This is a genomic window from Hydrogenophaga sp. (genome assembly GCF_965657535.1).
GTDB lineage: Bacteria > Pseudomonadota > Gammaproteobacteria > Burkholderiales > Burkholderiaceae_C > Hydrogenophaga.
On record NZ_CBFHOP010000001.1, the window covers coordinates 22,357 to 46,193 of the forward strand.

At 60.9% G+C, this 23,837-nt stretch carries 33 protein-coding genes; 5 read left to right on the forward strand and 28 right to left on the reverse strand.

All coding sequences use genetic code 11. From position 1 onward, the window contains the following. Positions 1-17 precede the first annotated feature (17 nt). The 9 genes from ACTG4K_RS00145 to ACTG4K_RS00185 all read right to left on the reverse strand — a co-directional run bounded on the left by ACTG4K_RS00145 (position 18) and on the right by ACTG4K_RS00185 (position 6,669). A complete protein-coding gene (locus ACTG4K_RS00145; RefSeq protein WP_439112641.1) occupies positions 18-386 on the reverse strand; it encodes a DUF4402 domain-containing protein in 369 nt (122 codons plus the stop codon). Between the two features lie 114 nt (positions 387-500). Next, the gene (locus tag ACTG4K_RS00150) at positions 501-680 is read right to left on the reverse strand and encodes a hypothetical protein (RefSeq protein ID WP_439112180.1); all 180 of its coding nucleotides are present in this window, start codon (positions 678-680) and stop codon (positions 501-503) included. Continuing rightward, on the reverse strand, positions 670-1,023 hold the full coding sequence (locus tag ACTG4K_RS00155; RefSeq protein WP_439112181.1) for a DUF4402 domain-containing protein: 354 nt from the start codon (positions 1,021-1,023) through the stop codon (positions 670-672). The genes ACTG4K_RS00150 and ACTG4K_RS00155 overlap by 11 nt, the downstream gene beginning before the upstream one ends. A gap of 756 nt (positions 1,024-1,779) precedes the next feature. Next, on the reverse strand, positions 1,780-2,175 hold the full coding sequence (gloA2, locus tag ACTG4K_RS00160; protein ID WP_439112182.1) for an SMU1112c/YaeR family gloxylase I-like metalloprotein: 396 nt from the start codon (positions 2,173-2,175) through the stop codon (positions 1,780-1,782). A 14-nt stretch (positions 2,176-2,189) separates the two neighbouring features. Continuing rightward, a complete protein-coding gene (ptsP, locus tag ACTG4K_RS00165; protein ID WP_439112183.1) occupies positions 2,190-3,941 on the reverse strand; it encodes a phosphoenolpyruvate--protein phosphotransferase in 1,752 nt (583 codons plus the stop codon). A gap of 97 nt (positions 3,942-4,038) precedes the next feature. Beyond that, positions 4,039-4,308 carry an HPr family phosphocarrier protein gene (locus tag ACTG4K_RS00170; RefSeq protein ID WP_439112184.1) on the reverse strand — a complete coding sequence of 90 codons (270 nt, stop codon included), beginning with the start codon at positions 4,306-4,308 and terminating at the stop codon, positions 4,039-4,041. Further along, a complete protein-coding gene (locus tag ACTG4K_RS00175) occupies positions 4,277-4,723 on the reverse strand; it encodes a PTS sugar transporter subunit IIA (protein WP_439112185.1) in 447 nt (148 codons plus the stop codon). Before ACTG4K_RS00175 ends, ACTG4K_RS00170 begins: the two co-directional genes overlap by 32 nt. 9 nt (positions 4,724-4,732) lie before the next feature. Beyond that, a complete protein-coding gene (locus ACTG4K_RS00180) occupies positions 4,733-6,100 on the reverse strand; it encodes an MFS transporter (protein ID WP_439112186.1) in 1,368 nt (455 codons plus the stop codon). Beyond that, entirely contained in the window at positions 6,097-6,669 is a 573-nt protein-coding gene (locus ACTG4K_RS00185; RefSeq protein ID WP_439112187.1) for a hypothetical protein, read from the reverse strand. The genes ACTG4K_RS00180 and ACTG4K_RS00185 overlap by 4 nt, the downstream gene beginning before the upstream one ends. A 70-nt stretch (positions 6,670-6,739) precedes the next feature. Between ACTG4K_RS00185 and ACTG4K_RS00190 the strand changes: the two genes are divergently transcribed. Together ACTG4K_RS00190 and ACTG4K_RS00195 are read left to right on the forward strand one after the other, a co-directional pair. After that, positions 6,740-8,005 carry a CaiB/BaiF CoA transferase family protein gene (locus ACTG4K_RS00190; RefSeq protein WP_439112188.1) on the forward strand — a complete coding sequence of 422 codons (1,266 nt, stop codon included), beginning with the start codon at positions 6,740-6,742 and terminating at the stop codon, positions 8,003-8,005. 41 nt (positions 8,006-8,046) lie between these two features. Next, the gene (locus ACTG4K_RS00195) at positions 8,047-8,484 is read left to right on the forward strand and encodes a thioredoxin fold domain-containing protein (RefSeq protein WP_439112189.1); all 438 of its coding nucleotides are present in this window, start codon (positions 8,047-8,049) and stop codon (positions 8,482-8,484) included. A gap of 40 nt (positions 8,485-8,524) precedes the next feature. Here the strand turns inward: ACTG4K_RS00195 and ACTG4K_RS00200 are convergent, their stop codons facing one another. Then, entirely contained in the window at positions 8,525-9,229 is a 705-nt protein-coding gene (locus ACTG4K_RS00200; RefSeq protein ID WP_439112190.1) for a DUF4197 domain-containing protein, read from the reverse strand. A gap of 79 nt (positions 9,230-9,308) precedes the next feature. On the opposite strand from ACTG4K_RS00200, the gene ACTG4K_RS00205 reads away from it, so the two are divergent. After that, positions 9,309-9,833, forward strand: coding sequence for a TlpA family protein disulfide reductase (locus ACTG4K_RS00205; RefSeq protein WP_439112191.1), 525 nt, complete (start codon positions 9,309-9,311; stop codon positions 9,831-9,833). 82 nt (positions 9,834-9,915) lie between these two features. Here ACTG4K_RS00205 and ACTG4K_RS00210 read toward each other — a convergent pair whose 3' ends face one another. Beyond that, complete coding sequence (locus tag ACTG4K_RS00210; RefSeq protein WP_439112642.1) at positions 9,916-10,368, reverse strand: c-type cytochrome; 453 nt, start codon at positions 10,366-10,368, stop codon at positions 9,916-9,918. A gap of 150 nt (positions 10,369-10,518) precedes the next feature. On the opposite strand from ACTG4K_RS00210, the gene ACTG4K_RS00215 reads away from it, so the two are divergent. Continuing rightward, positions 10,519-11,193, forward strand: coding sequence for a cytochrome b/b6 domain-containing protein (locus ACTG4K_RS00215; protein WP_439112192.1), 675 nt, complete (start codon positions 10,519-10,521; stop codon positions 11,191-11,193). An 87-nt stretch (positions 11,194-11,280) separates the two neighbouring features. Then, positions 11,281-11,778, forward strand: a complete 498-nt coding sequence (locus ACTG4K_RS00220) for a GNAT family N-acetyltransferase (RefSeq protein WP_439112193.1) — start codon at positions 11,281-11,283, stop codon at positions 11,776-11,778. A gap of 65 nt (positions 11,779-11,843) precedes the next feature. Here ACTG4K_RS00220 and ACTG4K_RS00225 read toward each other — a convergent pair whose 3' ends face one another. The 17 genes from ACTG4K_RS00225 to ACTG4K_RS00305 all read right to left on the reverse strand — a co-directional run bounded on the left by ACTG4K_RS00225 (position 11,844) and on the right by ACTG4K_RS00305 (position 23,824). Beyond that, positions 11,844-12,356: a peroxiredoxin gene (locus ACTG4K_RS00225; protein WP_439112194.1), complete on the reverse strand. Its 513-nt coding sequence runs from the start codon at positions 12,354-12,356 to the stop codon at positions 11,844-11,846. Positions 12,357-12,487: 131 nt separating this feature from the next. After that, complete coding sequence (gene rpsQ / locus ACTG4K_RS00230; protein ID WP_304832224.1) at positions 12,488-12,757, reverse strand: 30S ribosomal protein S17; 270 nt, start codon at positions 12,755-12,757, stop codon at positions 12,488-12,490. 11 nt (positions 12,758-12,768) lie between these two features. After that, complete coding sequence (rpmC, locus tag ACTG4K_RS00235) at positions 12,769-12,972, reverse strand: 50S ribosomal protein L29 (RefSeq protein ID WP_439112195.1); 204 nt, start codon at positions 12,970-12,972, stop codon at positions 12,769-12,771. A gap of 17 nt (positions 12,973-12,989) precedes the next feature. Next, the gene (gene rplP / locus ACTG4K_RS00240; RefSeq protein WP_304835037.1) at positions 12,990-13,406 is read right to left on the reverse strand and encodes a 50S ribosomal protein L16; all 417 of its coding nucleotides are present in this window, start codon (positions 13,404-13,406) and stop codon (positions 12,990-12,992) included. Between the two features lie 2 nt (positions 13,407-13,408). Continuing rightward, positions 13,409-14,284, reverse strand: a complete 876-nt coding sequence (gene rpsC / locus ACTG4K_RS00245) for a 30S ribosomal protein S3 (RefSeq protein ID WP_439112196.1) — start codon at positions 14,282-14,284, stop codon at positions 13,409-13,411. Between the two features lie 14 nt (positions 14,285-14,298). Beyond that, on the reverse strand, positions 14,299-14,634 hold the full coding sequence (gene rplV, locus ACTG4K_RS00250) for a 50S ribosomal protein L22 (RefSeq protein WP_439112197.1): 336 nt from the start codon (positions 14,632-14,634) through the stop codon (positions 14,299-14,301). Positions 14,635-14,643: 9 nt separating this feature from the next. Then, on the reverse strand, positions 14,644-14,919 hold the full coding sequence (rpsS, locus tag ACTG4K_RS00255; protein WP_304835043.1) for a 30S ribosomal protein S19: 276 nt from the start codon (positions 14,917-14,919) through the stop codon (positions 14,644-14,646). A 12-nt stretch (positions 14,920-14,931) separates the two neighbouring features. Continuing rightward, positions 14,932-15,756: a 50S ribosomal protein L2 gene (gene rplB, locus ACTG4K_RS00260; protein ID WP_304835046.1), complete on the reverse strand. Its 825-nt coding sequence runs from the start codon at positions 15,754-15,756 to the stop codon at positions 14,932-14,934. A gap of 2 nt (positions 15,757-15,758) precedes the next feature. Further along, the gene (gene rplW / locus ACTG4K_RS00265) at positions 15,759-16,073 is read right to left on the reverse strand and encodes a 50S ribosomal protein L23 (protein ID WP_304835048.1); all 315 of its coding nucleotides are present in this window, start codon (positions 16,071-16,073) and stop codon (positions 15,759-15,761) included. Beyond that, entirely contained in the window at positions 16,070-16,690 is a 621-nt protein-coding gene (rplD, locus tag ACTG4K_RS00270; RefSeq protein WP_304835050.1) for a 50S ribosomal protein L4, read from the reverse strand. The genes rplW and rplD overlap by 4 nt, the downstream gene beginning before the upstream one ends. Further along, positions 16,690-17,364, reverse strand: a complete 675-nt coding sequence (gene rplC / locus ACTG4K_RS00275; RefSeq protein WP_439112198.1) for a 50S ribosomal protein L3 — start codon at positions 17,362-17,364, stop codon at positions 16,690-16,692. Before rplC ends, rplD begins: the two co-directional genes overlap by 1 nt. 225 nt (positions 17,365-17,589) lie before the next feature. Then, positions 17,590-17,904: a 30S ribosomal protein S10 gene (gene rpsJ / locus ACTG4K_RS00280; protein ID WP_304828262.1), complete on the reverse strand. Its 315-nt coding sequence runs from the start codon at positions 17,902-17,904 to the stop codon at positions 17,590-17,592. Positions 17,905-17,913: 9 nt separating this feature from the next. Then, entirely contained in the window at positions 17,914-19,104 is a 1,191-nt protein-coding gene (gene tuf / locus ACTG4K_RS00285; protein ID WP_439112199.1) for an elongation factor Tu, read from the reverse strand. Between the two features lie 167 nt (positions 19,105-19,271). Next, positions 19,272-21,374, reverse strand: coding sequence for an elongation factor G (fusA, locus tag ACTG4K_RS00290; protein WP_439112200.1), 2,103 nt, complete (start codon positions 21,372-21,374; stop codon positions 19,272-19,274). Between the two features lie 80 nt (positions 21,375-21,454). Beyond that, positions 21,455-21,925 carry a 30S ribosomal protein S7 gene (gene rpsG, locus ACTG4K_RS00295; RefSeq protein ID WP_439112201.1) on the reverse strand — a complete coding sequence of 157 codons (471 nt, stop codon included), beginning with the start codon at positions 21,923-21,925 and terminating at the stop codon, positions 21,455-21,457. 165 nt (positions 21,926-22,090) lie between these two features. Next, entirely contained in the window at positions 22,091-22,468 is a 378-nt protein-coding gene (rpsL, locus tag ACTG4K_RS00300; RefSeq protein ID WP_056266875.1) for a 30S ribosomal protein S12, read from the reverse strand. Between the two features lie 177 nt (positions 22,469-22,645). Beyond that, positions 22,646-23,824 carry a D-alanyl-D-alanine carboxypeptidase family protein gene (locus ACTG4K_RS00305; protein WP_439112643.1) on the reverse strand — a complete coding sequence of 393 codons (1,179 nt, stop codon included), beginning with the start codon at positions 23,822-23,824 and terminating at the stop codon, positions 22,646-22,648. Positions 23,825-23,837: the final 13 nt, after the last annotated feature.

The window sequence follows — 23,837 nt, forward strand, 5'->3', positions numbered from 1 at the left end:
CGAAGCGCCCGAGAGCATCACAACCCAGGTTGCACCAAGGTCTCATACCGAGCTATAGCCCCTGAAGAGCCGGAAAAAACGCCAGTGGCGCCGGAACTCACAACAAAACCATGAAGCGCCATGGGGTGACCGTCACCCTCCGCGAGGACTGCGGTGCTGTCCATGGACAGCGAAAGACTGTAGGCAACACCGGGGGTGTCGCTGACCGTGAACGCCGCAGCCGAAATACCGGCATGGCCAATCAACATCACGCGGCCTGCAGCCGTGGTGCGGACACCGCTCAGGGCTACAGCGACCGTACCGCCACCGCCCCCTGGCATCGCTGCAAATGCACCCAACGACAGATTCGCTGTGCTGGCAATCGTTTGAGCAACTGCTGGTACCACGGCACAGAAACCCGCCGATAACAGCCAAACCGAGACCCGCTGGGGAGAAAACCAACGCAAACAACGCCCGGGCCGGCATGCCAACGCCAACCCCAGCTCAGTTGTAGGCCACCGTCACCACCCAGTTGCCGTGTAGGCGGATGCTGGCTGGTAGGCGCTGACCGTGAGGTTACTGACCGCAAAGATGTTGGCCACACCGGCGGTCAGGGTATCCCCGGTAGCCTTCGCCCCATTGAACAGGTCTGCCACAGCGGCTTCGGCAGACATGGCTACGGTTGTCCAGTCAATAGGCATGGTGGCAACATGTGCAGTGCAGTACTGGAGCCTTCATAGACGATAGCGAAAGTGCGAGCGCCGCCCCCCTCACGGCGAATGTGGCCGCTGTCAGCGCCGCACCGGTGTGCACCTTCACGGCGCTTCCCGCTGAAAGCGCGGTTGTGGTGCGCTGCATCACACATTCGGCACCGCCAGTGGCTGCAAAAGTGCCGAACTTCATGTCGGCCGCCTTCGTCACGGTCAACGGCGTCACAACCGCTGCGGTAGCCAAAGCGGTTACCGTGTAGGTGTCGGCCCAGACGCTGCCCATCCATCCCACGGCCACCAAGACCAACGCCAATTTTGGCCCTGTTTTTGTCATATTCCTATCGGGCCTCCATGCTGAAAAATTCGAAGCAACATCGCTTCATCGCATTCGGCCTGTGTTCAGCTGCACGGGTTGGGAGGCAACGTTCGAGTCACTCTTGTTTTTGACTTTGCTTTCGCATCGCTTAATGCAAACACCAGGTTTTGCTTCTGCGCGCAGTTCGTCTGTGCACTGACACACACAGCAGCATGGCCTGCAAAAAAGGTGGGGCGCAGCGGCCACCCGCACGGGAGCCATCGAGAAGCAGTGCGCCAGCGACGTCTGGGAACAACATGGCGCGTCAGCCAAGATTTGAGCTGCGACTAGGGCGTTGGTGCTGCCCTCTTTTCCGCGCGGTTGGCGAAATTGCACAAACTGGCCGCGCCGCTGGCGCATCGCCAACCTCCTGGGTGTGGCACCGATCAATCAAGATGGGGGTGGCAGATGCGCGGAAAACCTTCAATTGGGGCTGGTCGGGTCCGTATAAGACACCTGCTCAACCGAGGAACCTGCGCGGCAGAAGGGCATCGGCTGCAAAGGGCGGAAAAACGTCCCACTTCGCCCCGGTTTTTCCGGCTGTGGCAACAAGCCACAGTCCTCAAAAGCCCAGCCAAATAGGGCTCTTTTCACACCCGTTTCGCTCTAACGCCTTCTGCCGCGCAGGCTCCTAGCCCATTTGGCTGCCCTACACCACAATGCGCGCTATGCCTACGACGAACGCATGCTGGCGTCAGGCGCATTCAAAACGTTTGGCTCGAACGCAGGTTGCCCTCAGAACGATGGGGCCGCTTCGTAAAGCTCCAGCGGCAAGCCGTCGGGGTCGGCGAAAAAGACGAACTGCCGACCGGTCGCTTCGTCCCGTCGAACTGCTTCGACAGCCACGCCCATGGCTTCCAGCTCGCGCTTGCACAACCCCACGTCCTGCACCTCAAACGCCAGATGACGCAGGCCTTGCGCTTCGGGGTACGAGGGCCGGGGTGGTGCGCCCGGGAATGAAAACAACTCGATCTGCGAACCATCGGGCAACGACAGATCGAGCTTCCAGCTTTGGCGCGCGGCGCGGTGGTGCTCGGCCACCACGGCAAGCCCCAGCACCTCGGTGTAAAAACGTTTGGACCGCGCGTAGTCAGAGGCAATGATGGCTGCGTGGTGGATGCGCAGAAGCATCGGGGCCAGCCCCATCAATCGGCCATCAGCGCGGCTGGGTCTTCGGCCACCAGCACGCTCTGCGCCCAGGTGGCGAGCTTGACCGTGTCGCAGCGCAAGATTTGCTGCTTGACTGCCAATATCTGCGACGGATGCATGGAAAAACTGCGCAGACCCAAACCGAGTAGCAACCGCGTCATGGTCACGTCACCCGCCATTTCACCGCACACGCTCACGCCCTTGCCCTGTGCCCGCGCCTGTGCAATGGTGCTGGCCAGCAGCTGCAACACCGCCGGATGCACCGGGTCGTAGAGGTGCGACACGGCCTCATCGGCGCGGTCAATCGCCAGCGTGTACTGGATCAGGTCGTTGGTACCAATGGACAGAAAGTCGAAATGGCGCAGAAACAGCGGGATGGTGAGCGCTGCGGCCGGCACTTCGATCATGGCGCCCAAGCGCACCGCGCCATACACCTGGCCGCGCGCATCCAGCTGTTCGCGTGCACGCTGTACCAGCGCCAGCGTCTGGCGAATTTCGCTCGCATGCGCCAGCATGGGCACCAGCAGGTTGACCGCGCCGTGTGCGGCGGCACGCAAAATGGCGCGCAACTGCACCAAAAACATGGCCGGGTCGGCCAGGCTCCAGCGGATGGCGCGCAAACCCAGCGCCGGGTTCAGGTAGTCGTCACCCGAGCGTGAAGCGCCACGGTCCAGCGGCTTGTCGGCACCCACGTCCACCGTGCGGATGGTGACGGGCAGGCCCTGCATGCCTTCCACCGCGCGGCGGTAAGCCGCGTACTGTTCCTCCTCGTCAGGGAGCTTGCCGTTGCGGCCCATGAACAAAAATTCGGTGCGGAACAGGCCCACGCCCACCGCGCCGGCCTTGAGCGCGGCCACCGCATCTTCGGGTTGTTCGATGTTGGCCAGCAACTCGATTTTTTGGCCGTCCAGCGTCACAGCCGGTGTGTTTTTCAACCGCGCCAGGCGCTCGCGCTCGACCTCGCCCTGTCGCTGCTTGAAACCGTATTCCGCCAGCAGCACCGGTGAGGGATCGATCACCACCACGCCCGCATCACCGTCGATGATGACCCAGTCGTCTTGCCCGATCAGGTGGCTGGCTGAGCGGGCACCGACCACCGCCGGTATGTCCATGCTGCGCGCGACAATGGCGGTGTGGCTGGTCTTGCCCCCCACGTCGGTCACGAAACCGGCGAACACGCTTTGCTTGAACTGCAGCATGTCGGCCGGTGACAGGTCGTGCGCGATCAGCACCAGGGGCGCTTCGTTGCTGCTGTCGTGTGCGCCGGGTTGGGCACCCGCGGCCACAGGCGACACCATGCCCCGCATCACCCGCAGCATGCGTTCGACCACCTGCTCCAGGTCGGCCTTGCGCTCGCGCAGGTAGGGGTCTTCCATTTCATCGAACTGGCGCGCAATCACCTCCAGCTGGCTGGTGAGCGCCCATTCGGCGTTGTAATGGCGCTCCACAATCCAGTGCTTGACGCCGCTGGTGAGCTGCTCGTCCTGCAGCAGCATGAGGTGCACATCCAGCAGCGCGCTGAGTTCGGGGTGCGCGTCGTTAGAGCCCAGTGCGCCCAGGCTGTGCTGCACCCGCTCAATTTCTTCCACCACCGCATTGCGCGCGCTGCGCAGGCGTTCGATTTCGGCGTCCACTTGCTCGGTGGTGACGAAATAGTGCGCCACGTCCATGCGGCTGGACGCCACGATCACCGCCCGCCCGATGGCAATGCCGCGAGAAACAGCCTGACCGTGTATGGAAAAACTCATGCGAACCCCAAGCCGATGGGGTCGCGTTCAGCGGCCTGCGCCGCGGCACAGCCCCGCATACACAGCACGGCCAGACGCATGCAGGCGCAGCAGGCCATCACTCACCCTCGCCGAACTTGTCGTTGATCAGCGCCACGAGAGCGTCCATCGCCTGCTGCTCGTCGGCGCCGCTGGTTTCTACCTCCACCTGACTGCCCAGGCCGGCAGCCAGCATCATCACGCCCATGATGCTTTTGGCGTTGATGCGGCGCTCACCGCGCGACATCCAGACCTCGCAGCTGTGGCTGCCAGCGAGTTTGGTGAGTTTGGCCGAAGCGCGCGCGTGCAGCCCGAGCTTATTGCTGATGGTCACGGTGGTTTTGATCATGGGGGGCTCGTCTGGCCTGATTTTGGGGAGCGGTCACCGCCACCTGAATCACACCCTGCGTGGCACCGATCATGGCGCGCGAGATTAGCGCGTCCAGCGACTCGTGGCGGTACGACACGGTGCGCAGGAGCATCGGCAGGTTCACGCCGGTGATCAGCTTGGAGCGCACGCCGTCGACCAGCTTTTGCGCCACGTTGCAGGGGGTAGCGCCGAACACGTCGGTCACCACCAAGGTGTTGGGCTGGCCCAGCTGGCGCATCAGGGCGCGCGCCTGGGCAAGCGATTCTTCGGGCGGCATATTGGGTTGAACGTCCAGCGCAGCCACCGCCTCGGCGCTGTCTGGAAACACGTGCAACACGCATGCGCGCAAAGCCGAAGCCAGCGGCGCGTGGGCAATGATGAGGATGCCGTTCATCGCACCAGTTTAGCCTTGTTGCCAACCCGTGTTGCGGGCCTTTGAACGGACGTAAGGGCGGAGAAAGCTCAGGTAGGCCAGCACACAACACAGCAGGAAGACGCCCATCGCAGCGCGGAAGCGGTCGGGTTCGCTCCAGCCCAGTGCGCTGAACGCGTCAATGACCAGGCCAATGCCCCATTGCACCGCAAACACACCGGAAAAAATGGCCAGGTTGTAAGCCGACAAGGCACGGCCTGCGGCCTCGGCAGGCAACGCCAGCGCCACCGCCGGCTGTGACAACGCCACGAAAGTGCTGCTGACGCAAAACAAAGCCCACATCGGCCAGCCCGCGCCTGCGCCCAGCACCACAATGGTCGCCAACACACCCAGACTCAGCGGCAAACCCCAGGCAATCAGACGCTCGGCGCTCAGTCCGCGCTGCACCAGCCGAGGGTTCACGATGCCCCAGAGCCAGAACGCACCTAGCATAGACAAGTTAATGCCAAACAACCCGGCCGCCGACTGCTGCGGCGTGTAGCCCGCCACCTTCACCATCCACGGGCCAGCCCAGAGTGTTTGCACCGCCACCATGCCACCGTAGTTGACGAAACCAATCGGCAGCATCTGGCGGAAATACGGATGCCGCCAGATCAGTCCGTAGCCAGGCGGCGTGCCGCTGGCGCCGTGCGAGAGCGGCTGCACCACCGCCTGGCGCCACGGTGGCACCGCTGCGGCAATGCCCACCATGGACAGCAGAATCAACGCCGCCAGCGCCCAGAACAAACCGCGCCAGCCCATCAAGGGCATGAGCCACTGCACGGGCAGCGTGGCGGCCACCATGCCGAGCGAGCCGGTCATGAGCATCCAGGAGTTGGCGCGCATCTGTGCGGCCGGTGCGAGCCAGCGGCGGTAGCCGGTGAGTGGCGCCATGAGGCAGGCGCTCACGCCCATACCGGTGAGCACCCGCGCCGCCAGCAAACCCGAAAAGCTGGTGGCCAGCGCAAATGCCACGCAGCCCAGCACCGCCAGGCTCAAAAAGGCCAGAATCACCCGGCGCGGGCCGTGGCGGTCGAGCCAGTTGCCCAGCGGCAGTTGGGTGAGCGCAAAGCCAAAAAAATAGCCGCCAGCCAGCAAACCCAGATCACTGGCGTTGAGCGCCAGTTCCACGCTCAGGGTGGGTGAAATGGTGGCAGTGATGGCGCGCACGAGGGCCGAAAAGAAGTAGGCCAGCGCGAAGGACAGAAACACAACCACCGCCGCGCGCAGACCCAACTGGTCCACCGCAGGGTTGGCGCCGGGTGTGTACGCTCCCGCCGGTTCCGAAGGTCGGCGCTCAGGCCCAGGGCGTTTGGCTGCGCTGGCGTGGGCAGCTGCACGGGGCTTGGGACCGCTCATGGCAGCCGAAGCCCGTCGAAAAACGTGGTCAATTCGGCATCTGGCAGACGGGTGCCGTACACCGCCGCCTGGTAAATATGGTTGCCCCGGGCGAAATACACCGCACGCATCTGCACTGGGCGGTTGTCGTGGGTGGTGCCCTGGGCCGTCAGGCCTTGGACAGTGGCTGCGCCTGGCACCCGCGCAGCCCACTGGGTTTGGGCGTCAAGCGCCAAAGCCGGGTCCAGCCGAATGGCGGCCAGCGCCGCGCCGCGCCACTGGGCCAGCGCCTCGGGGGCGCGTGCCGCATCGGGCAGTTCGGCCCAGGCTATTGCAAAGGTCAAGCCACCGGTATCGCAGCTGTGCATGTGCAAGGTGGTGGGGGTGCCGCCCAGCGGCACCGGGCGCACGGCGCTCTCGGGCTTGCACGGCATGAGCGCCTGTAGGGGCGTGCTATCGGATCGCCATTCGCGCCAGTTAAAGGTGGGGCTGCAGGCCGACGCTGCCCAGGCGAGCAGCAAAAACGGCAACAGCCAACGAGACAGCGTGCGGTGAGCGCACGGCGCACCAGCCCGGTTAAAGAGCAACATGGGATTCCAGCAAAGGGTCGGCCACGCGGCAGCGACAACCGAACCGCGCCGGGTCGCGCACAATGGCGAAATGAACGCTCTGGATGGTATCCGCATACTTGATTTGTCGCGCGTGCTCGCCGGCCCCTGGTGCACGCAAACCCTGGCCGACCTGGGGGCCGACGTGGTGAAGGTGGAACGCCCGCCGGGCCCAAACCACCCCGGCGGTGACGACACCCGCGGCTGGGGACCGCCGTTCCTGCGCGGACGCGATGGTGCCGACACCCACGAGGCGGCTTACTACCTAGGTGCCAACCGAAACAAACGCTCCATCACCTGCGACATTGCCCAGCCCGAAGGCCAGGCGTTGATCCGCGATCTCGCCGCCAAAGCCGATGTATTCGTGGAAAACTACAAGGTCGGCGACATGGCGCGCTATGGGCTGGATTTCGCCTCGTTGCACGCCCTCAACCCGCGCCTGGTGTACTGCTCCATCACCGGCTTTGGGCAAACCGGCCCCTACAAAGACCGGGCGGGTTACGACTACGCCATACAAGGCATGGGCGGCCTGATGAGCGTGACCGGCGAGCGTGACGACCTGCCTGGTGGCGGTCCGCAGAAGGTGGGCGTGGCTGTGGCTGACCTCTTCACTGGGCTTTACGCCACGGTCGCCATTCAGGCGGCGCTGCGCCACGCCGAGCGCACCGGCGAAGGCCAGCACATCGACATGGCGCTGCTGGACACCCAGGTGGCCATGCTCGCAAACCTGGGCGCCAACTACCTGGTGCGAGGCCGCGAAGAAGGCAAAGTGCCCGGCCGAGCCGGCAACGCACACATCAACATCGTGCCCTACCAAGTGTTCGAAGTCGCACCCGATGCGCAAGGCCAGCCTCAGCACATCATCCTGGCTGTGGGCAACGACAGCCAGTTCGCCAAATTTTGCGAAGTTGCCGGCCAGACCGAGCTGGCGCTTGACGAACGCTATGCCCGCAACCAAAACCGCGTGCGCCACCGCGATACGTTGGTGCCGTTGCTGGAGGCGATCATGAAAACCCGCAGCAAGGCCGACTGGTTGGCCGCCCTGGAAGCCGCCAAGGTGCCGGGCGGACCGATCAACAACCTGGCCGAGGTCTTTGCCGACGAGCACATTTTGTCGCGCGGCATGGTGCAGCGCTGGGAGCACCCCATGGCCGACGCGGTGGACCTGGTGGCCAGCCCGCTCAAGCTCAGCGCCACCCCAGTGCGCAACGATCTGCCTCCGCCCATGCTGGGCCAGCACACCGCTGAGGTTTTGCGCGACTGGTTGAACGCTCCCGCCGAGCGCTTGTCTGAATTGCAGCAGCGCGGTATTGTCTGAGCCGCACCCAGTCTTGCTGTCACTTTATTTTGGTTCCCAACATGACCACAGCCACGCCCGCGCGAGCCACTGCCACAAAAGCGCACGCTGCCCTACCCAGCCCGCCTTCACTGCGTGCGGCCGCGCAAGCCGCAGCGGCGCGGGGCGAGCCGTTGGTGGTCATGACCACCCTCACGGGTTGCCCGTATTGCGACTTGGTGCGCAACCACTATCTGCTACCCATGCGGGCCGAGGGCAAGGTGCAGGCCGTGCAAATTGACATCCGCGACCGCACCACCAACCTGCAAGGCTTTGCTGGGGAAACCACCACGCCCGCCGACCAGGCCCGCGCCTGGAAAGCCCGCTTTGCACCCACCGTGCTGTTTCTGGGCCCCAACGGACAGGAGCTGGCCGAACGCCTGGTGGGCGTGGCCGTGCCCGACTTCTATGGCGAGTACCTGGAAGCGCGCCTGAACGAGGCCCGCGCAAAATTGAAGTAAGCACCTGCTAACGCCGTTGGCATCACGGTGCTGCACAGACTCACTTCAAGGCGCCAAACACCTTGCTCAGGATGGCGCTGCCAGCGCCCACCGGGTTCTGTCGAATCTTGCGCTCTTCATCACCAATGATGGTGTACAGGCCATCCAGCGACTTGCTGGTCACGTACTGCTGAACATTGGCGTCTTCTTTCTTCACCAGTCCCATACCCGCTGCTCTGCCCGCCACTTTGTTGTATTTCGCGGCCAGGCCCACGTGTTCGGTGGCCTGCGTCACCACCGGCAAAAATTGCTCTCCGAGCGGGAGTCGTGTTTTCTCGGCGAAAAATTGCGTGACCGAGTTATCGCCACCGGTCAGGATTTTTTTCGCATCGGTTACCGACATGCTTTTGACCGCACCCACCAGCAAGTCCTTGCCCATGGGCACCGCAGCCTCAGCCGCGCGGTTCATGCTGGTCACGAGTTCGTCCACCCGCTTGCCCTGACCGGTCATCTTCAGCAGTTTGGCCGCATCTTCCAGGAAACCTGGCAGCGCAATACGCACCTTTGGGTTGCCCAGAAAGCCGTCGGGCTTGCCCAACAAGGCCACTGCGGCGAGCGCACCTCGTTCCAGAGCGGTCTTGAGCCCGGTGCTGGCGTCTTTATCGGTCAGGTCAGCCAGCGCGAGGGCTTGAGCCTGCTGGTGGACAGCCAGAACCAACAACGCTGTGGCGCTGGCAAGCGACTGGTTAAACTGGCGGCGCTGCATGGTGAACTCCTGAAGATGGACGGTATCAAAAACGTTTTGCTCAATCTGAGCACGGTATTCGCGGCACGCTCAAACCACAATGACCCAAGAAACACACACCTCGGTACCTCGGCGCACCCTGCTCTCAGCGGTGGCAGCTCTGGGTTTGGCTTCCACCTTGTTGCTCGCGGGATGTGGTGCCCGGGACGCAGCGCCTGACTCAACATTCGTGTTGATCGACGGCGCCAAGACCACCACAGCCGACCTTAAAGGCAAAGTGACGCTGGTGAATTTTTGGGCCACAACTTGTGTGTCATGCGTCAAAGAAATGCCAGCTCTGGCGTCAACCTACAACAAGTACAAAGACCAAGGCTTTGAAACCGTGGCGGTAGCCATGAGCTACGACCCTCCGGCCTGGGTACTGAATTTCGCCCAGACGCGGCAACTGCCCTTCAAAGTGGCGCTCGACAACACCGGCGAAATCGCCCAGCGCTGGGGCGACGTCAAACTCACACCCACCACCTACCTGGTGGACAAGCAAGGGCGCATTGTCAAACGCTACGTGGGCGAGCCTGACTTTGCAGCGCTGCACTCGCTCATCGAAAAGCTGCTGGCGCAGAGCTGATTGCTTGAGTACCATTTAAAAAGGCTGGCGCTCGCAAGACACCAGCCTTTTTGCATGGCCCGCCAGCCACAGCCTGCGGCGATCAATCCTTGCGGTAGACGTCGTGGCACGCTTTGCAGCTCTGGCCCACGGCACCAAAAGCCGTTTTCACCGCATCCAGGTTGCCAGTTTTGGCCGCCACATTCAGTTTTGCCACTTCGGCCTGCATCTTTTCAGCACCCGCTGTGAATTTCGCTTGTTCCGTCCAAATCTCGGCTTTGGCGCGGGTATCGCCCTTGTCTGTGCCGGGGCCAAATCCTGCCCACGGTAACTTGCTCATCGTCTCCATCAGAGCCGCATTTTCGGCCACCGCAGCAGCGTCGAAGGGAACACGTCCGTTGGCCATCGCTCCAATGCGTGCGACGTGCGCGCCCATCACGGTGAAGGCGGCTTTGCGGTATTTCACGGCGTCTTCGGGCTTTTGAAATTGCGCCATAGCGGGAACAGACGCAGCCAGTGCCACGGCGGCGATAGCGAGTGAAGAAAAGATTTTCATGCGGTCTCCTACGCGGGTTGAGTAGACTTTGCACAACCAAAGCGGCTGCGCTGGGCAAAGTGTATGACTTTCTTCCAAGTTCCAACGCAACTGTTCCGCGCCTTCCAGACTCCCTCTTCAATGCCGCTCGACGCGGCTAAGGCACCCACTATGCACATCATTCGCGTCTGGGATCTTCCAACCCGCCTCTTTCACTGGGCGCTGGCCTGTTGTGTTGTCGGACTGCTGATCACCGGCAACGTCGGTGGCAACTGGATGAATTGGCACCTTCGCCTGGGGTATGCCGTCCTCACGCTGCTGCTTTTCAGGCTCGTGTGGGGCCTCATTGGTGGGCATTGGTCGCGTTTTTCCAGTTTCCTTTACACGCCAAGTACGGCCCTGAACTACCTCAAGGGCCAGGCACGGCCCGAGCACACCACAGGGCACAACCCACTGGGTGCACTGTCGGTGTTCGCACTGCTCGCCGTGTTGCTGGCTCAGGTCGGCAGCGGATTGATCAGTGACGACGAAATTGCGTTTTTCGGCCCCCTCGTTGCCTTCGTGTCCGGCGAAACCGTCAGCCAGGCCACCCGTTACCACAAGAGCATCGGCAAATTCATCGTGCTCGGCTTGGTGCTTCTTCACATCGCAGCCATCCTGTTCCACAAGCTGGTGAAGAAAGAAATCCTAGTGCTTCCCATGGTGCTCGGTGACAAGGCCGTGTCTACGCCCATGCCCGGCTCCCGCGACACTGGGTTCACCCGCTGCATCGCGCTGGCGGTGTTCAGTCTCTGCGCGGCAGCAGTTTATGTCCTTGTCTGGCTCGGCGAAACAGGCTCCTTCTGATGGGAACCATTCCGGGTAGGGGCCTTCTCTGCTTTATAGTGGCAATCCACATCCTGCACGGCGGCCCGATCGCCCCTTTGCCTGCACATGACCGAGTCCTCTTCAACCGACATCACCATACGATGGGCCCATGGCCTGGAGGACATCGAGGCCGTTCGGGTCCTATTTCTGGATTACCAGGCCGATTTGGGCATCGACCTGTGTTTCCAGGGCTTCGCTGCCGAGCTGGAACAACTGCCTGGTCCATACGTGGCACCGCACGGGGCGATTGCTTTGGCGCTGGTAGGCGGTAGCCCTGCGGGTTGCTGTGCATTTCGCCCGCTGGAGGGGAGTGACCACCTGAACGCTTGTGAAATGAAGCGTCTGTTCGTGCGCCCGGCCTTCCGCGGCTTCGGCCTTGGGCGCCAGTTGGTGGATCTCATTCTTTCAGAAGCCCGGTTGGCGGGTTACACCAACATGCTGCTCGACACCTTGACCGATATGGAAGCGGCCCGGGCCTTGTACCAAGAAGCCGGCTTTTATGAGGTTGCGCCTTATTATCACAACCCGATTGCGGGGGCCCACTACCTCAAGGTCGAGCTTTAACGCCTTTGAGCAAAAAAACCGCGCTGTTTTTACAGCGCGGCTCTTGTCGCAGAAGGCTTTAAGGCTCAGACGCTCGCTTTGGCTTGAGCCAACAGGGTGTCTGCATCGCTCACTTCAAACTTGCCAGGGCCTTCAATGTTGAGGCTTTGAACCACGCCATCCTTGATCAGCATGGAATAACGGTTGCTGCGCAAGCCCATGCCACGGGCCGTCAGGTCCAGCGTCAGACCTGTCGCCTTGGCGAAATCGGCACTGCCGTCCGCCAGCATGCGCACCTTACCGCCCGTCTTCTGTTCGCGTGCCCAAGCGCCCATCACAAACGCATCGTTCACGCTCAGACACCATATTTCGTCCACGCCAGCCGCTTTGAAAGCGGCAGCTTGTTCCACAAATCCAGGCACATGCTTGGCAGAGCAGGTTGGCGTAAAAGCGCCCGGCAGCGCAAACACGGCAATGTTTTTGCCTGCAGAGGCGGCTTGGACGTCGACCGGGTTCGGACCTATGCTGCAGCCATTCCCTTCGACTTCGATGTACTCCATCAACGTTGCGGCTGGAATTTTTTCGCCTATCTGAATCATGCTGTGCTCCTCGTGGTTGTGGACCCGCGGGTCTCAAAAAATGGCCCCATGAAAACGGGGCTCAGAAAGAAAAAAAGCGACCGAAGTATCGGTCGCTTTTCAGATTTGCGCTGCGAACAGCACAAACAGGCTTACACCAGAGCGGCTTTTTGCACCAGGCGGCTGACCACCCAGTTTTTCGTCTTGGAAAGCGGACGGCTTTCGGTGATCTCGATCACGTCGCCCGTCTTGTATTCACCGTTTTCGTCGTGCGCGTGGTACTTGCTCGACTTGGCCACGATCTTGTCGTAAAGCGGGTGCTTCACGCGACGCTCAACCAGCACCGTCACGGTCTTGGCACGCTTGTCACTAACCACCTTGCCAACCAAGGTGCGCTTGAGGGATGTTTTAGCTTCCGTCATGGGTTCGCTCCTTATTTGACCGCAGCAGCGCGCTGCTTCTCGGCCAGGATGGTCTTGGCACGGGCGATGGCGCGACGGGTGTCGCCCAGCGTGGCGTTGTTGTTGAGTTGTTGCGTGGCTTTTTGCATGCGCAGGCCAAAGTGGGCCTTTTGCAGCGATTTCACTTCGGCTTCGAGGCCAGCCACATCCTTCTGGCGCAGTTCAGTAGTTTTCATATGCATGTTCTCCTGAATCACTGACCCAGCAAGCGCGTCACGAACGTGGTGCGCAATGGAAGTTTGGCGGCGGCCAGCGTGAATGCTTCACGAGCCAGCTGCTCCGGCACACCCACGATCTCGTAGAGCACTTTACCGGGCTGAATTTCAGCCACGTAGTACTCCACCGAGCCCTTACCGTTGCCCATACGGACTTCGGCTGGCTTGTTGGAGATCGGCTTGTCCGGAAACACGCGGATCCAGATACGGCCACCACGCTTCACGTGACGGGAAATCGCACGGCGTGCGGCTTCGATCTGGCGGGCCGTGAGGCGGCCGCGATCGGTGGACTTCAGACCGAAGTCACCGAAAGCCACGGTGGCGCCACTGGTGGCGACGCCCGTGTTGCGGCCTTTTTGCTCTTTACGGTACTTGCGACGAGCAGGTTGCAACATAGTTATTCTCCTTTGCCGTCCGCAGCTGCAGATGCGGGTGCGTCTTTACGAACGCGCTTAACGGCGGGTTTGTCGGTGCCGGTGGTGGCTTCGGCGGGCTTATCGCTGCCATCGGCCGGTGCGGCATTGGCGCCAGGGCGGCGAACCGCAGCGCGTGCAGGTGGACCTGCTGGACGCTCACGGCGTGGACCGCGCGGGCGACGCTCTTCTTCGGCACGGGGTGCTTCGGCCACCACGGGCGCATCGTTGCGGCCCAGGGTGTCGCCCTTGTAGACCCAGACCTTGACACCGATGATGCCGTAGGTGGTCTTGGCTTCGGACGTGCCGTAGTCAATGTCAGCGCGCAGGGTGTGAAGTGGCACACGGCCTTCGCGGTACCACTCGCAGCGTGCAATTTCGATGCCGTTCAAACGGCCCGACGACATGATCTTGATGCCCAGGGCACCCAGACGCATGGCGTTTTGCATCGCACGCTTCATGGCGCGACGGAACATGATGCGCTTCTCGAGCTGCTGCGTGATGCTGTCAGCGATCAGCTTGGCATCGATTTCAGGCTTGCGCACTTCTTCGATGTTGACCGCGACCGGCACGCCCAACTTGGCAGCCAGTTCTTTCTTCAGCTTCTCGATGTCCTCGCCTTTTTTGCCGATCACCACGCCCGGACGTGCCGAGTAAATGGTGATGCGTGCGTTCTTGGCGGGGCGCTCGATCACGACGCGCGAAACGGCGGCGTTCTTCAGCTTGCCCTTGAGGTACTCGCGCACCTTGATGTCTTCGGCCAGCATGCCGGCGAAGTCACGGTTGCTCGCGTACCAGCGGCTGGCCCAGTTTCGCGAAATGGCGAGGCGGAACCCGGTTGGGTTGATTTTCTGTCCCATAGTCCTTGACCTCTTCAGTTGCCAACCGTCACATAAATGTGACAGGTGGGTTTGCTGATGCGGTTGCCGCGGCCTTTGGCGCGGGCCGAGAAGCGCTTGAGCGTGGTGCCTTGCTCGATGTAGATGGTCTTGACCTTCAATTCATCGATGTCAGCGCCGTCGTTGTGCTCGGCGTTGGCAATGGCCGACTCGAGCGCTTTTTTAACGATGCCAGCAGCTTTTTTCTGCGTGAACGCGAGAATGTTCAGTGCCTGGTCGACTTTTTTGCCGCGAATCAAGTCGGCAACCAGTCGGCCTTTGTCCACCGACAGGCGCACGCCGCGAACGACGGAGCGGGTTTCTGTACTCATGGTAGGTCCTTACTTCTTCGCTTTTTTGTCCGCCGGATGGCCTTTGAACGTCCGCGTCTGCGAGAACTCGCCGAGCTTGTGTCCAACCATCTGGTCGGTGATGTACACGGGTACGTGCTGCTTGCCGTTGTGCACAGCAATGGTCAGGCCGATGAAATCGGGCAGGATCATGGAGCGGCGCGACCAGGTCTTGACGGGCTTTTTGTCCTTGGTGGACACGGCCTTTTCGACTTTGGCCATCAGGTGATGGTCAACGAAAGGGCCTTTTTTGAGTGAACGAGTCATGTTATCAACCCTTTACTTCTTGCGACGCGACACGATCATCGACTGCGTACGGCGGTTGTTGCGCGTACGGTAGCCTTTGGTCAGGTTGCCCCATGGATCCACCGGAGCACGGCCTTCGCCGGTCTTGCCCTCGCCGCCACCGTGTGGGTGGTCGATTGGGTTCATGGCGGTACCGCGAACAGTTGGGCGAATACCCATATGACGCTTCACACCGGCCTTGCCCAACTGGCGAAGGCTGTGTTCTTGGTTGGACACTTCACCAATGGTGGCGCGGCAGTCCACGTGAACCTTGCGCACTTCACCCGAACGCATACGCACCTGGGCGTAGATGCCTTCGCGGGCCAGCAACACAGCCGAAGCGCCAGCGGAACGGGCGATTTGAGCGCCTTTGCCGACTTGCAGTTCGATGCAGTGAATGGTGGAACCCACGGGGATGTTGCGGATAGGCAGCGTGTTGCCCACGCGGATCGGAGATTCCGAACCGGACAACAGCGTCGCACCCACTTCAACACCGCGTGGAGCGATGATGTAGCGGCGCTCGCCGTCGGCGTAGCACACCAGTGCAATGTGCGCGGTACGGTTGGGGTCGTACTCGATGCGCTCGACCTTGGCCGGGATGTTGTCTTTGTTGCGACGGAAGTCGACCACGCGGTAATGGTGCTTGTGACCACCGCCTTTGTGGCGAACCGTGATGTGACCGTTGTTGTTGCGGCCAGCCTTCTGGAACTGAGGTTCCAGCAGGGGCGCAAAACCTTCACCTTTGTGGAGGTGGTCACGCGTAACCTTCACCATGCCACGACGGCCTGGTGAGGTTGGCTTCATCTTGATAACTGCCATGATTAAACAGCCTCCCCGCCGAAGTTCAGCTCTTGACCCGGCATCAGGGTCACATAAGCCTTGCGCACATGATCGCGGCGACCCACGGTCTTGCCGAAGCGCTTGGCTTTGCCCTTCTGGTTGAGAACGGAAACGCCCTTGACCTGAACCTTGAACATCAATTCCACAGCGGCCTTGATTTCTGGTTTAGAAGCGTCACGCAGCACCTTGAACAGCACAGCGTTGGTTTGCTCAGCCACTTGCGTAGCTTTTTCCGACACGATGGGCGCTACCAGCACCTGCATCAAGCGGCCTTCGTCGTATTTCGTGACGCTCATGCGAACATCTCCTTGAGCTGGTCAATAGCGCCCTTGGTGACGATCACCTTTTTGTAGTGCACCAAAGACACTGGATCGGCGTAACGCGGCTCAACAACGAGAATGTTGGGCAGGTTGCGCGAAGCCAAGTACAGGTTTTCGTCGACTTCTTCAGCGATCACCAGCACGTGGCTCAGGTTCATCGCCTTCAGCTTGTCAGCAAATTGCTTGGTCTTGGGCGAGTCCACTTTCATGGAATCCACCACCGACAAACGGCCTTCACGAACCAGCTGCGAGAAGATCGAAGCCATACCGGCACGGTACATCTTCTTGTTGATCTTCTGGGTGAAGTTCTCGTCAGGGCTGTTCGGGAAAATACGACCGCCTCCGCGCCACAGCGGCGAAGACGTCATACCGGCGCGAGCGCGACCCGTGCCTTTTTGTTTGAATGGCTTCTTCGTCGAGTGCTTGACCTGCTCACGGTCTTTTTGCGCACGCGTACCCTGGCGGGCGTTGGCCTGGTAGGCCACGACCAACTGGTGAATCAGCGCTTCGTTGTAATCGCGACCAAAAACGGTCTCAGGCACGTCCACATTGGACGATGCTTGACCCTGGTCATTCAGGAGTTCAACTTGCATCAGTTTGCTCCCTTGTTGACTTTGGCTTTGATGGCAGGGCGAACGGTGAGAAAGCCACCGTTGCATCCCGGCACCGCGCCGCGAATCATCAGCAGTTGACGGGCTTCGTCAACGCGGAAAATATCGAGGTTTTGAATGGTTTTGGTGTCATCGCCCATGTGACCGGTCATTTTCTTGCCGGGGAACACGCGACCTGGGTCTTGTGCCATGGAGATCGAGCCGGGCACGTTGTGCGAACGGCTGTTACCGTGCGACGCGCGCTGCGACTTGAAGTTGTGGCGCTTGATGGTGCCGGCAAAGCCTTTACCAATCGAAGTACCTTGCACGTCCACCTTCTGGCCAGCCGCGAAGATCGCGGTGGCGGCCACCACGGCACCGGGCTGGTACTGTGCAGCCACGTCGGAGGCGACGCGGAATTCCTGGATGATCTCACCCGCTTCAACACCGGCCTTGGCCAAGTGGCCCGCTTCGGGCTTGGTCACGCGTGAGGCACGGCGGGCACCAAAGGTGACCTGCAATGCATCGTAGCCATCGTTGGCTTGAGTTTTGACTTGCGTCACACGGTTGTTAGACACGTCGACCACCGTGACAGGAACTGAGTCCCCATCATCGGTGAACAGGCGCATCATGCCCACCTTGCGACCCAACAACCCGAGGGAGTTGCTAAGACTCATTGTTTTCTCCGTTCCCGACTTCAATTGGCCGGGGCTGATGATGCGTCGGCACCTCTGACGAGACACCGACACGTTTTAAAAATACGGCAACTGCAAAATTGACAGGCCGCATCGGCAAAGCCGAACCTACCGGACAGAAGTCCGAAAAGCCCGCCAGTATAACCAGCGGGCTTTGTTTCTGCAAGCCCAGCGGCATCGAAATGCCACTGGGCTCACAAAAGCTGCTTACTGCAGCTTGATTTCGACGTCCACGCCAGCCGGCAGGTCGAGCTTCATCAGGGCGTCAACCGTTTTGTCGGTGGGGTCCACGATGTCCATCAAACGCTGGTGGGTGCGGATTTCGAGCTGGTCGCGGCTGGTCTTGTTGACGTGCGGCGAGCGCAGGATGTCAAAACGCTTCATGCGGGTCGGCAGGGGCACAGGGCCCTTGACGATCGCACCGGTGCGCTTGGCGGTGTCAACGATTTCAGCAGCAGAGCTGTCGATCAGTTTGTAGTCAAACGCCTTCAGGCGGATGCGGATTTTTTGCTTGGAAGACATTCGAACTCCTTAAGCAATGATCTTGGCAACCACACCGGCGCCGACGGTACGACCGCCTTCGCGGATAGCGAAGCGCAGACCTTCTTCCATGGCGATGGGGTTGATCAGCTTGACGGTGATCGACACGTTGTCGCCTGGCATGACCATTTCCTTGCCTTCTGGCAGCTCAATGGAACCGGTCACGTCGGTCGTGCGGAAGTAGAACTGCGGACGGTAGTTGTTGAAGAACGGCGTGTGACGGCCACCCTCGTCTTTGGACAAGACATAGATCTCGCCCGTGAAGTGGGTGTGTGGCTTGATCGTGCCGGGCTTGCACAGCACCTGGCCACGCTGCACATCTTCGCGCTTGGTACCGCGCAACAGAATACCGACGTTGTCGCCTGCCTGACCCTGGTCCAGCAGCTTGCGGAACATTTCCACGCCGGTGCAGGTGGTCTTCTGGGTGTCGGCAATACCGACGATTTCGATTTCTTCGCCAACTTTGACAATACCGCGCTCGATACGGCCGGTCACCACGGTACCGCGACCCGAGATGGAGAACACGTCTTCCACGGGCATCAGGAAGGCACCGTCCACCGCGCGGTCAGGCGTGGGAATGTAGGTATCCAGAGCGTCGGCAAGCTTCATGATGGCCTCTTCACCCAGAGGACCCTTGTCGCCTTCGAGGGCGAGCTTGGCAGAGCCGTGGATGATGGGGGTGGCGTCGCCTGGGAACTCGTACTTGTCCAGCAGCTCGCGTACTTCCATTTCGACCAGCTCGAGCAACTCGGCGTCGTCGACCATGTCGCACTTGTTCAGGAACACGATGATGTAAGGCACGCCCACCTGGCGAGCCAGCAGGATGTGCTCGCGAGTCTGGGGCATGGGGCCGTCAGCGGCCGAGCACACCAGAATGGCGCCGTCCATCTGGGCCGCACCGGTGATCATGTTTTTCACATAGTCAGCGTGGCCGGGGCAGTCGACGTGGGCGTAGTGGCGGTTGGCCGTTTCGTATTCCACGTGGGCGGTGTTGATCGTGATACCGCGGGCCTTCTCTTCCGGAGCCGCGTCGATCTGGTCGTAGGCCTTGGCGGAGCCGCCATACTTGGCCGACAGCACGGTGGTGATGGCCGCGGTCAGGGTGGTTTTACCGTGGTCAACGTGACCAATGGTGCCAACGTTGACGTGCGGCTTGGTCCGCTCAAATTTCTCTTTTGCCATTTTTCAATTCCTTAGAAAGAACAAACCCGTGTCACTGGTTTTAGGTCTGCATCACACTGCTGATTCGCTCCGCACGGGGACAGAGCGGCGCATGATCGCAGACCGGCTAAATCTTGCGCCCAACCCAAGAGATTGAATCCTTTGGGTGGGAGCTTCCGAGTGGCGATTTACTTGGCGCGCGATGCAACGATGGCTTCTGCCACGTTGCGCGGTGCTTCAGAGTAATGCTTGAATTCCATCGTGTAGCTGGCGCGGCCTTGCGTGGCCGAGCGCAGCGACGTCGAGTAACCGAACATTTCGGACAGGGGCACTTCGGCCTTGATGGCCTTGCCACCACCCACCATGTCGTCCATGCCCTGCACCATGCCGCGGCGGCTAGAGAGGTCACCCATCACGGTACCGGCGTAGTCTTCAGGCGTTTCGACTTCCACGGCCATCATGGGCTCCAGGATGACCGGCTGGGCCTTGCGGCAGCCTTCCTTGAAACCGAAGATAGCCGCCATCTTGAAGGCGAGTTCGTTGGAGTCCACGTCGTGGTACGAACCGAAGTGCAGCGTGACCTTCACGTCCACCACGGGATAACCCGCCAGCACGCCTTGGCCGAGCGCTTCGATCACGCCTTTTTCAACCGCAGGAATGTACTCGCGCGGCACCACACCACCTTTGATGGCGTCGACGAATTCGAAGCCTTTGCCCGGCTCTTGCGGCTCGATCTTGAGCACAACGTGACCGTATTGGCCTTTACCACCGGACTGGCGAACGAACTTGCCTTCGGCATCTTCGATGGTGCCGCGAATGGTTTCGCGGTAAGCCACTTGTGGTTTACCCACGTTGGCCTCCACGCCGAATTCACGGCGCATGCGGTCAACGATGATGTCCAGGTGCAGCTCGCCCATACCGGCGATGATGGTCTGGCCCGACTCTTCGTCGGTGCGCACACGGAACGATGGATCTTCTGCAGCCAGGCGACCCAGTGCAATGCCCATCTTTTCCTGGTCGGCTTTGGTCTTGGGTTCGACGGCCTGCGCAATCACAGGCTCAGGGAACACCATGCGCTCCAGCATGATGATGGCCGATGGATCGCACAGGGTTTCGCCCGTGGTCACGTCTTTCAAGCCCACGCAGGCGGCAATGTCGCCAGCACGAATCTCTTCAACTTCCAGGCGGTTGTTGGCGTGCATCTGAACGATACGGCCAATACGCTCTTTCTTGCCCTTGACCGCGTTGTAAACGGTATCGCCTTTTTTAATGACGCCCGAATACACACGAACGAAGGTCAGCTGACCCACGAACGGGTCGGTCATGAGCTTGAATGCCAATGCCGACAGCTTCTCTTCGTCGTCGGCCTTGCGGGTGGTGGGAGCCTCGTCGTCGTCGGTGCCCTTGACGTCTTCGATATCCACTGGCGAAGGCAGCAGTTCGATAACGGCATCCAGCATGCGCTGAACACCTTTGTTCTTGAACGCGGTGCCACACAACATGGGCTGGATCTCGCAAGCGAGCGTGCGGGCACGCAAACCAGCGGTGATCTCATCTTCGGTCAGCGCTTCACCGCCGAGGTACTTGTCCATCAGCTCTTCGCTGGATTCGGCCGCAGCCTCGACCATCTTCTCGCGCCATTCCTGCGCCAGCTCAAGCAGCTCGGCAGGAATGTCGGTGAAGGTGAACTTCATGCCCTGGGACGCTTCGTCCCAAATGATGGCCTTCATCTTGCGCAGGTCAACCACGCCCGTGAAATGCTCTTCGGCACCGATAGGGATGACGATCGGCACTGGGTTGGCCTTGAGGCGCGTCTTCATCTGGTCCACGACCTTGAAGAAGTTGGCACCGGTGCGGTCCATCTTGTTCACAAAGGCCAGACGTGGCACCTTGTACTTGTTGGCTTGGCGCCAGACGGTTTCCGACTGGGGCTGAACACCACCCACAGCGCAGTACACCATGCAAGCGCCGTCCAGCACGCGCATGGAACGCTCCACCTCGATGGTGAAGTCCACGTGACCGGGGGTGTCGATGATGTTGAAACGGTGCTCAGGGAAAGAGCCGTCCATACCGCGCCAGAAGCACGTGGTGGCAGCGGATGTGATGGTGATACCACGCTCCTGCTCCTGCTCCATCCAGTCCATGGTGGCGGCACCGTCGTGCACTTCACCAATTTTGTGGTTCACACCGGTGTAGAAAAGAATGCGCTCGGTGGTGGTGGTCTTGCCGGCGTCGATGTGAGCGGAAATACCGATATTGCGGTACCGCTCCAGTGGCGTAACTCGTGCCATGAAAATACTCCTGAATAAGGCAAGCCCGCCACCCTTTTTGGGGTCTGCGGGCTCGCTTGAACTGACGTTGGGAACAGGTCTTAGAAGCGGAAGTGGCTGAAAGCCTTGTTGGCTTCGGCCATGCGGTGCACTTCGTCACGCTTCTTCATGGCGCCGCCACGGCCTTCAGTGGCCTCGACCAACTCATTGGCCAGGCGCATAGCCATGGACTTCTCGCTGCGCTTGCGCGCAGCCTCCTTGATCCAGCGCATGGACAGCGCCAGACGACGGACAGGACGCACTTCAACGGGCACCTGGTAGTTGGCACCGCCCACGCGACGGGACTTGACTTCCACCATGGGCTTGACGTTGTTGATGGCGTTCGAGAAGATTTCAACCGGATCTTTACCGGTTTTCTTTTCGATCTGCTCCAGGGCACCGTAAATGATGCGCTCGGCGACAGCTTTTTTGCCGCCTTCCATGATCACGTTCATGAACTTGGAGAGCTCGACATTGCCGAACTTGGGATCCGGCAGGATTTCACGTTTAGGGACTTCGCGACGACGTGGCATTTTTTCACCTCATAAAACTTCAGTTGGCATCTTTTCAGACACCGCGAGGGTCAGTGGAACCCTCACTTACTCGACCCACACGAAACATTCCGCGCTTGGGGTCACGACACTGGATCACCGCGCCACGCGGGGAAACAGCAACTGGATATCTGGACGAAGCGGAGCTTATTTGGCCTTGGGCTTCTTGGCACCGTACTTGGAGCGCGACTGCTTGCGGTCTTTCACGCCTTGCAAGTCGAGCGAACCACGCACGATGTGGTAACGCACACCGGGCAAGTCCTTGACACGACCACCGCGAACCAGCACGACGCTGTGTTCCTGCAGGTTGTGGCCTTCGCCGCCGATGTAGGAGATGACCTCAAAACCGTTGGTCAGGCGCACTTTGGCAACCTTACGCAGAGCGGAGTTGGGCTTCTTGGGGGTCGTGGTGTACACACGGGTGCACACACCGCGACGCTGCGGAGAGTTTTCCATGGCCGGGCTCTTGGATTTGGTCTTTTCGACCTCCCGGCCGTGGCGCACGAGTTGATTGATAGTTGGCATGAAACGTCCCTAAACGTTTAAAAAAAGCAAAAACGGATACTTCCCGGAAGATTCCGAAAAGCCCTCGACTGTAGCACGGGGCCAATTTTCTGGCAAACCAAATGAGGCTGATCGATCAAAAGCGAGCCATCGAAGTGGCACTTCTGCTGAAAACAGGTGGCCCAGCCGGCCTGGCTCTCACTGGATCCAGAGGCGCAAAGCATCCCAGGCGCGGCCGATCAGACCGCTCTCTTCCACCGTTTCGAGTACGGTGAGTGGCAGCTCGGTGACCAACGCACCGCTGGCCAGGCTGACACGCAACACACCCACGGATTGCCCCTGCAAGAGCGGCGCCACCAGCGGATCGGGGCGCACGATGTCGGTTTTCAGACGGCCACCTTCACCAGCTGGCACCGAAACCACCACGCCACCGGGCTGGCCCAGCTTCACCACGGGGGTTTTGCCTTTCCAGACCCGCGGTGTGGCCACCGACGCACCTGCAGGGAACAGCCGCACCGCCTCGAAGGCGGCGTAACCCCAGTTCAGCAGCTTCTGGCTTTCGGCGGCACGCGCGTTTTCGCTTGAAGCACCCAGCAACACGCTGAGCAAACGGCGTTGCCCTTGGGGGCCCTCGCCGAGCGCCGACACTTGGCGGCGGGCCGTGGCCACCAGGCAGTAGCCCGCGGCGTTGGTGTGTCCGGTCTTCAACCCGTCGACGCTCGGGTCGCGAAACAGCAGCAGGTTGCGGTTGGTGTCATTGGCCGCAGGCGTGCCCGGGTAGCGGTAGCGCTGAATGGCGTAATAAGGCACGTATTCCGGGAAATCGCGCATGAGGCGGGTGGCCAGCGTGGCCAGATCCCGCGCCGTGGTGGTGTGGCCGGCAACGGTCAGGCCTTCGGGGTTTTTGAAGCCGCTGCTGGACATGCCCAGCGCTTTCGCCTGCTCGTTCATCATCTGGACAAAGCGCTCGACAGACCCCCCCACGCCCTCCGCCAGAGCCACAGTGGCGTCGTTGCCCGACTGCACGATCATGCCTTTGATGAGGTCTTCGACCGGCACCTGCATCTTGGGGTCAATGAACATGCGCGAGCCCGGCATTTTCCAGGCCCGCTCGCTCACGGGAAAGGTCTGGGTCAAGCTGATCTTGCCGGCCTTGAGGGCGTCAAACACCAGGTAAGCGGACATGAGCTTGGTGAGGGAGGCCGGCTCCACCGGCTGGTCAGGATCTTTGGCCGCCAGCACCTGGCCCGACGTGAGATCCAGCAGCAGATAGGCTTTGGCAGCGACCTCGGGCGGCTGCGACAACTGGGCTACGGCTGGGAAAACCGCCAACGTCGACAAAGAGAGGAACAACACACGGAGAAACAATCGACGCAACAAAACGCTGTCC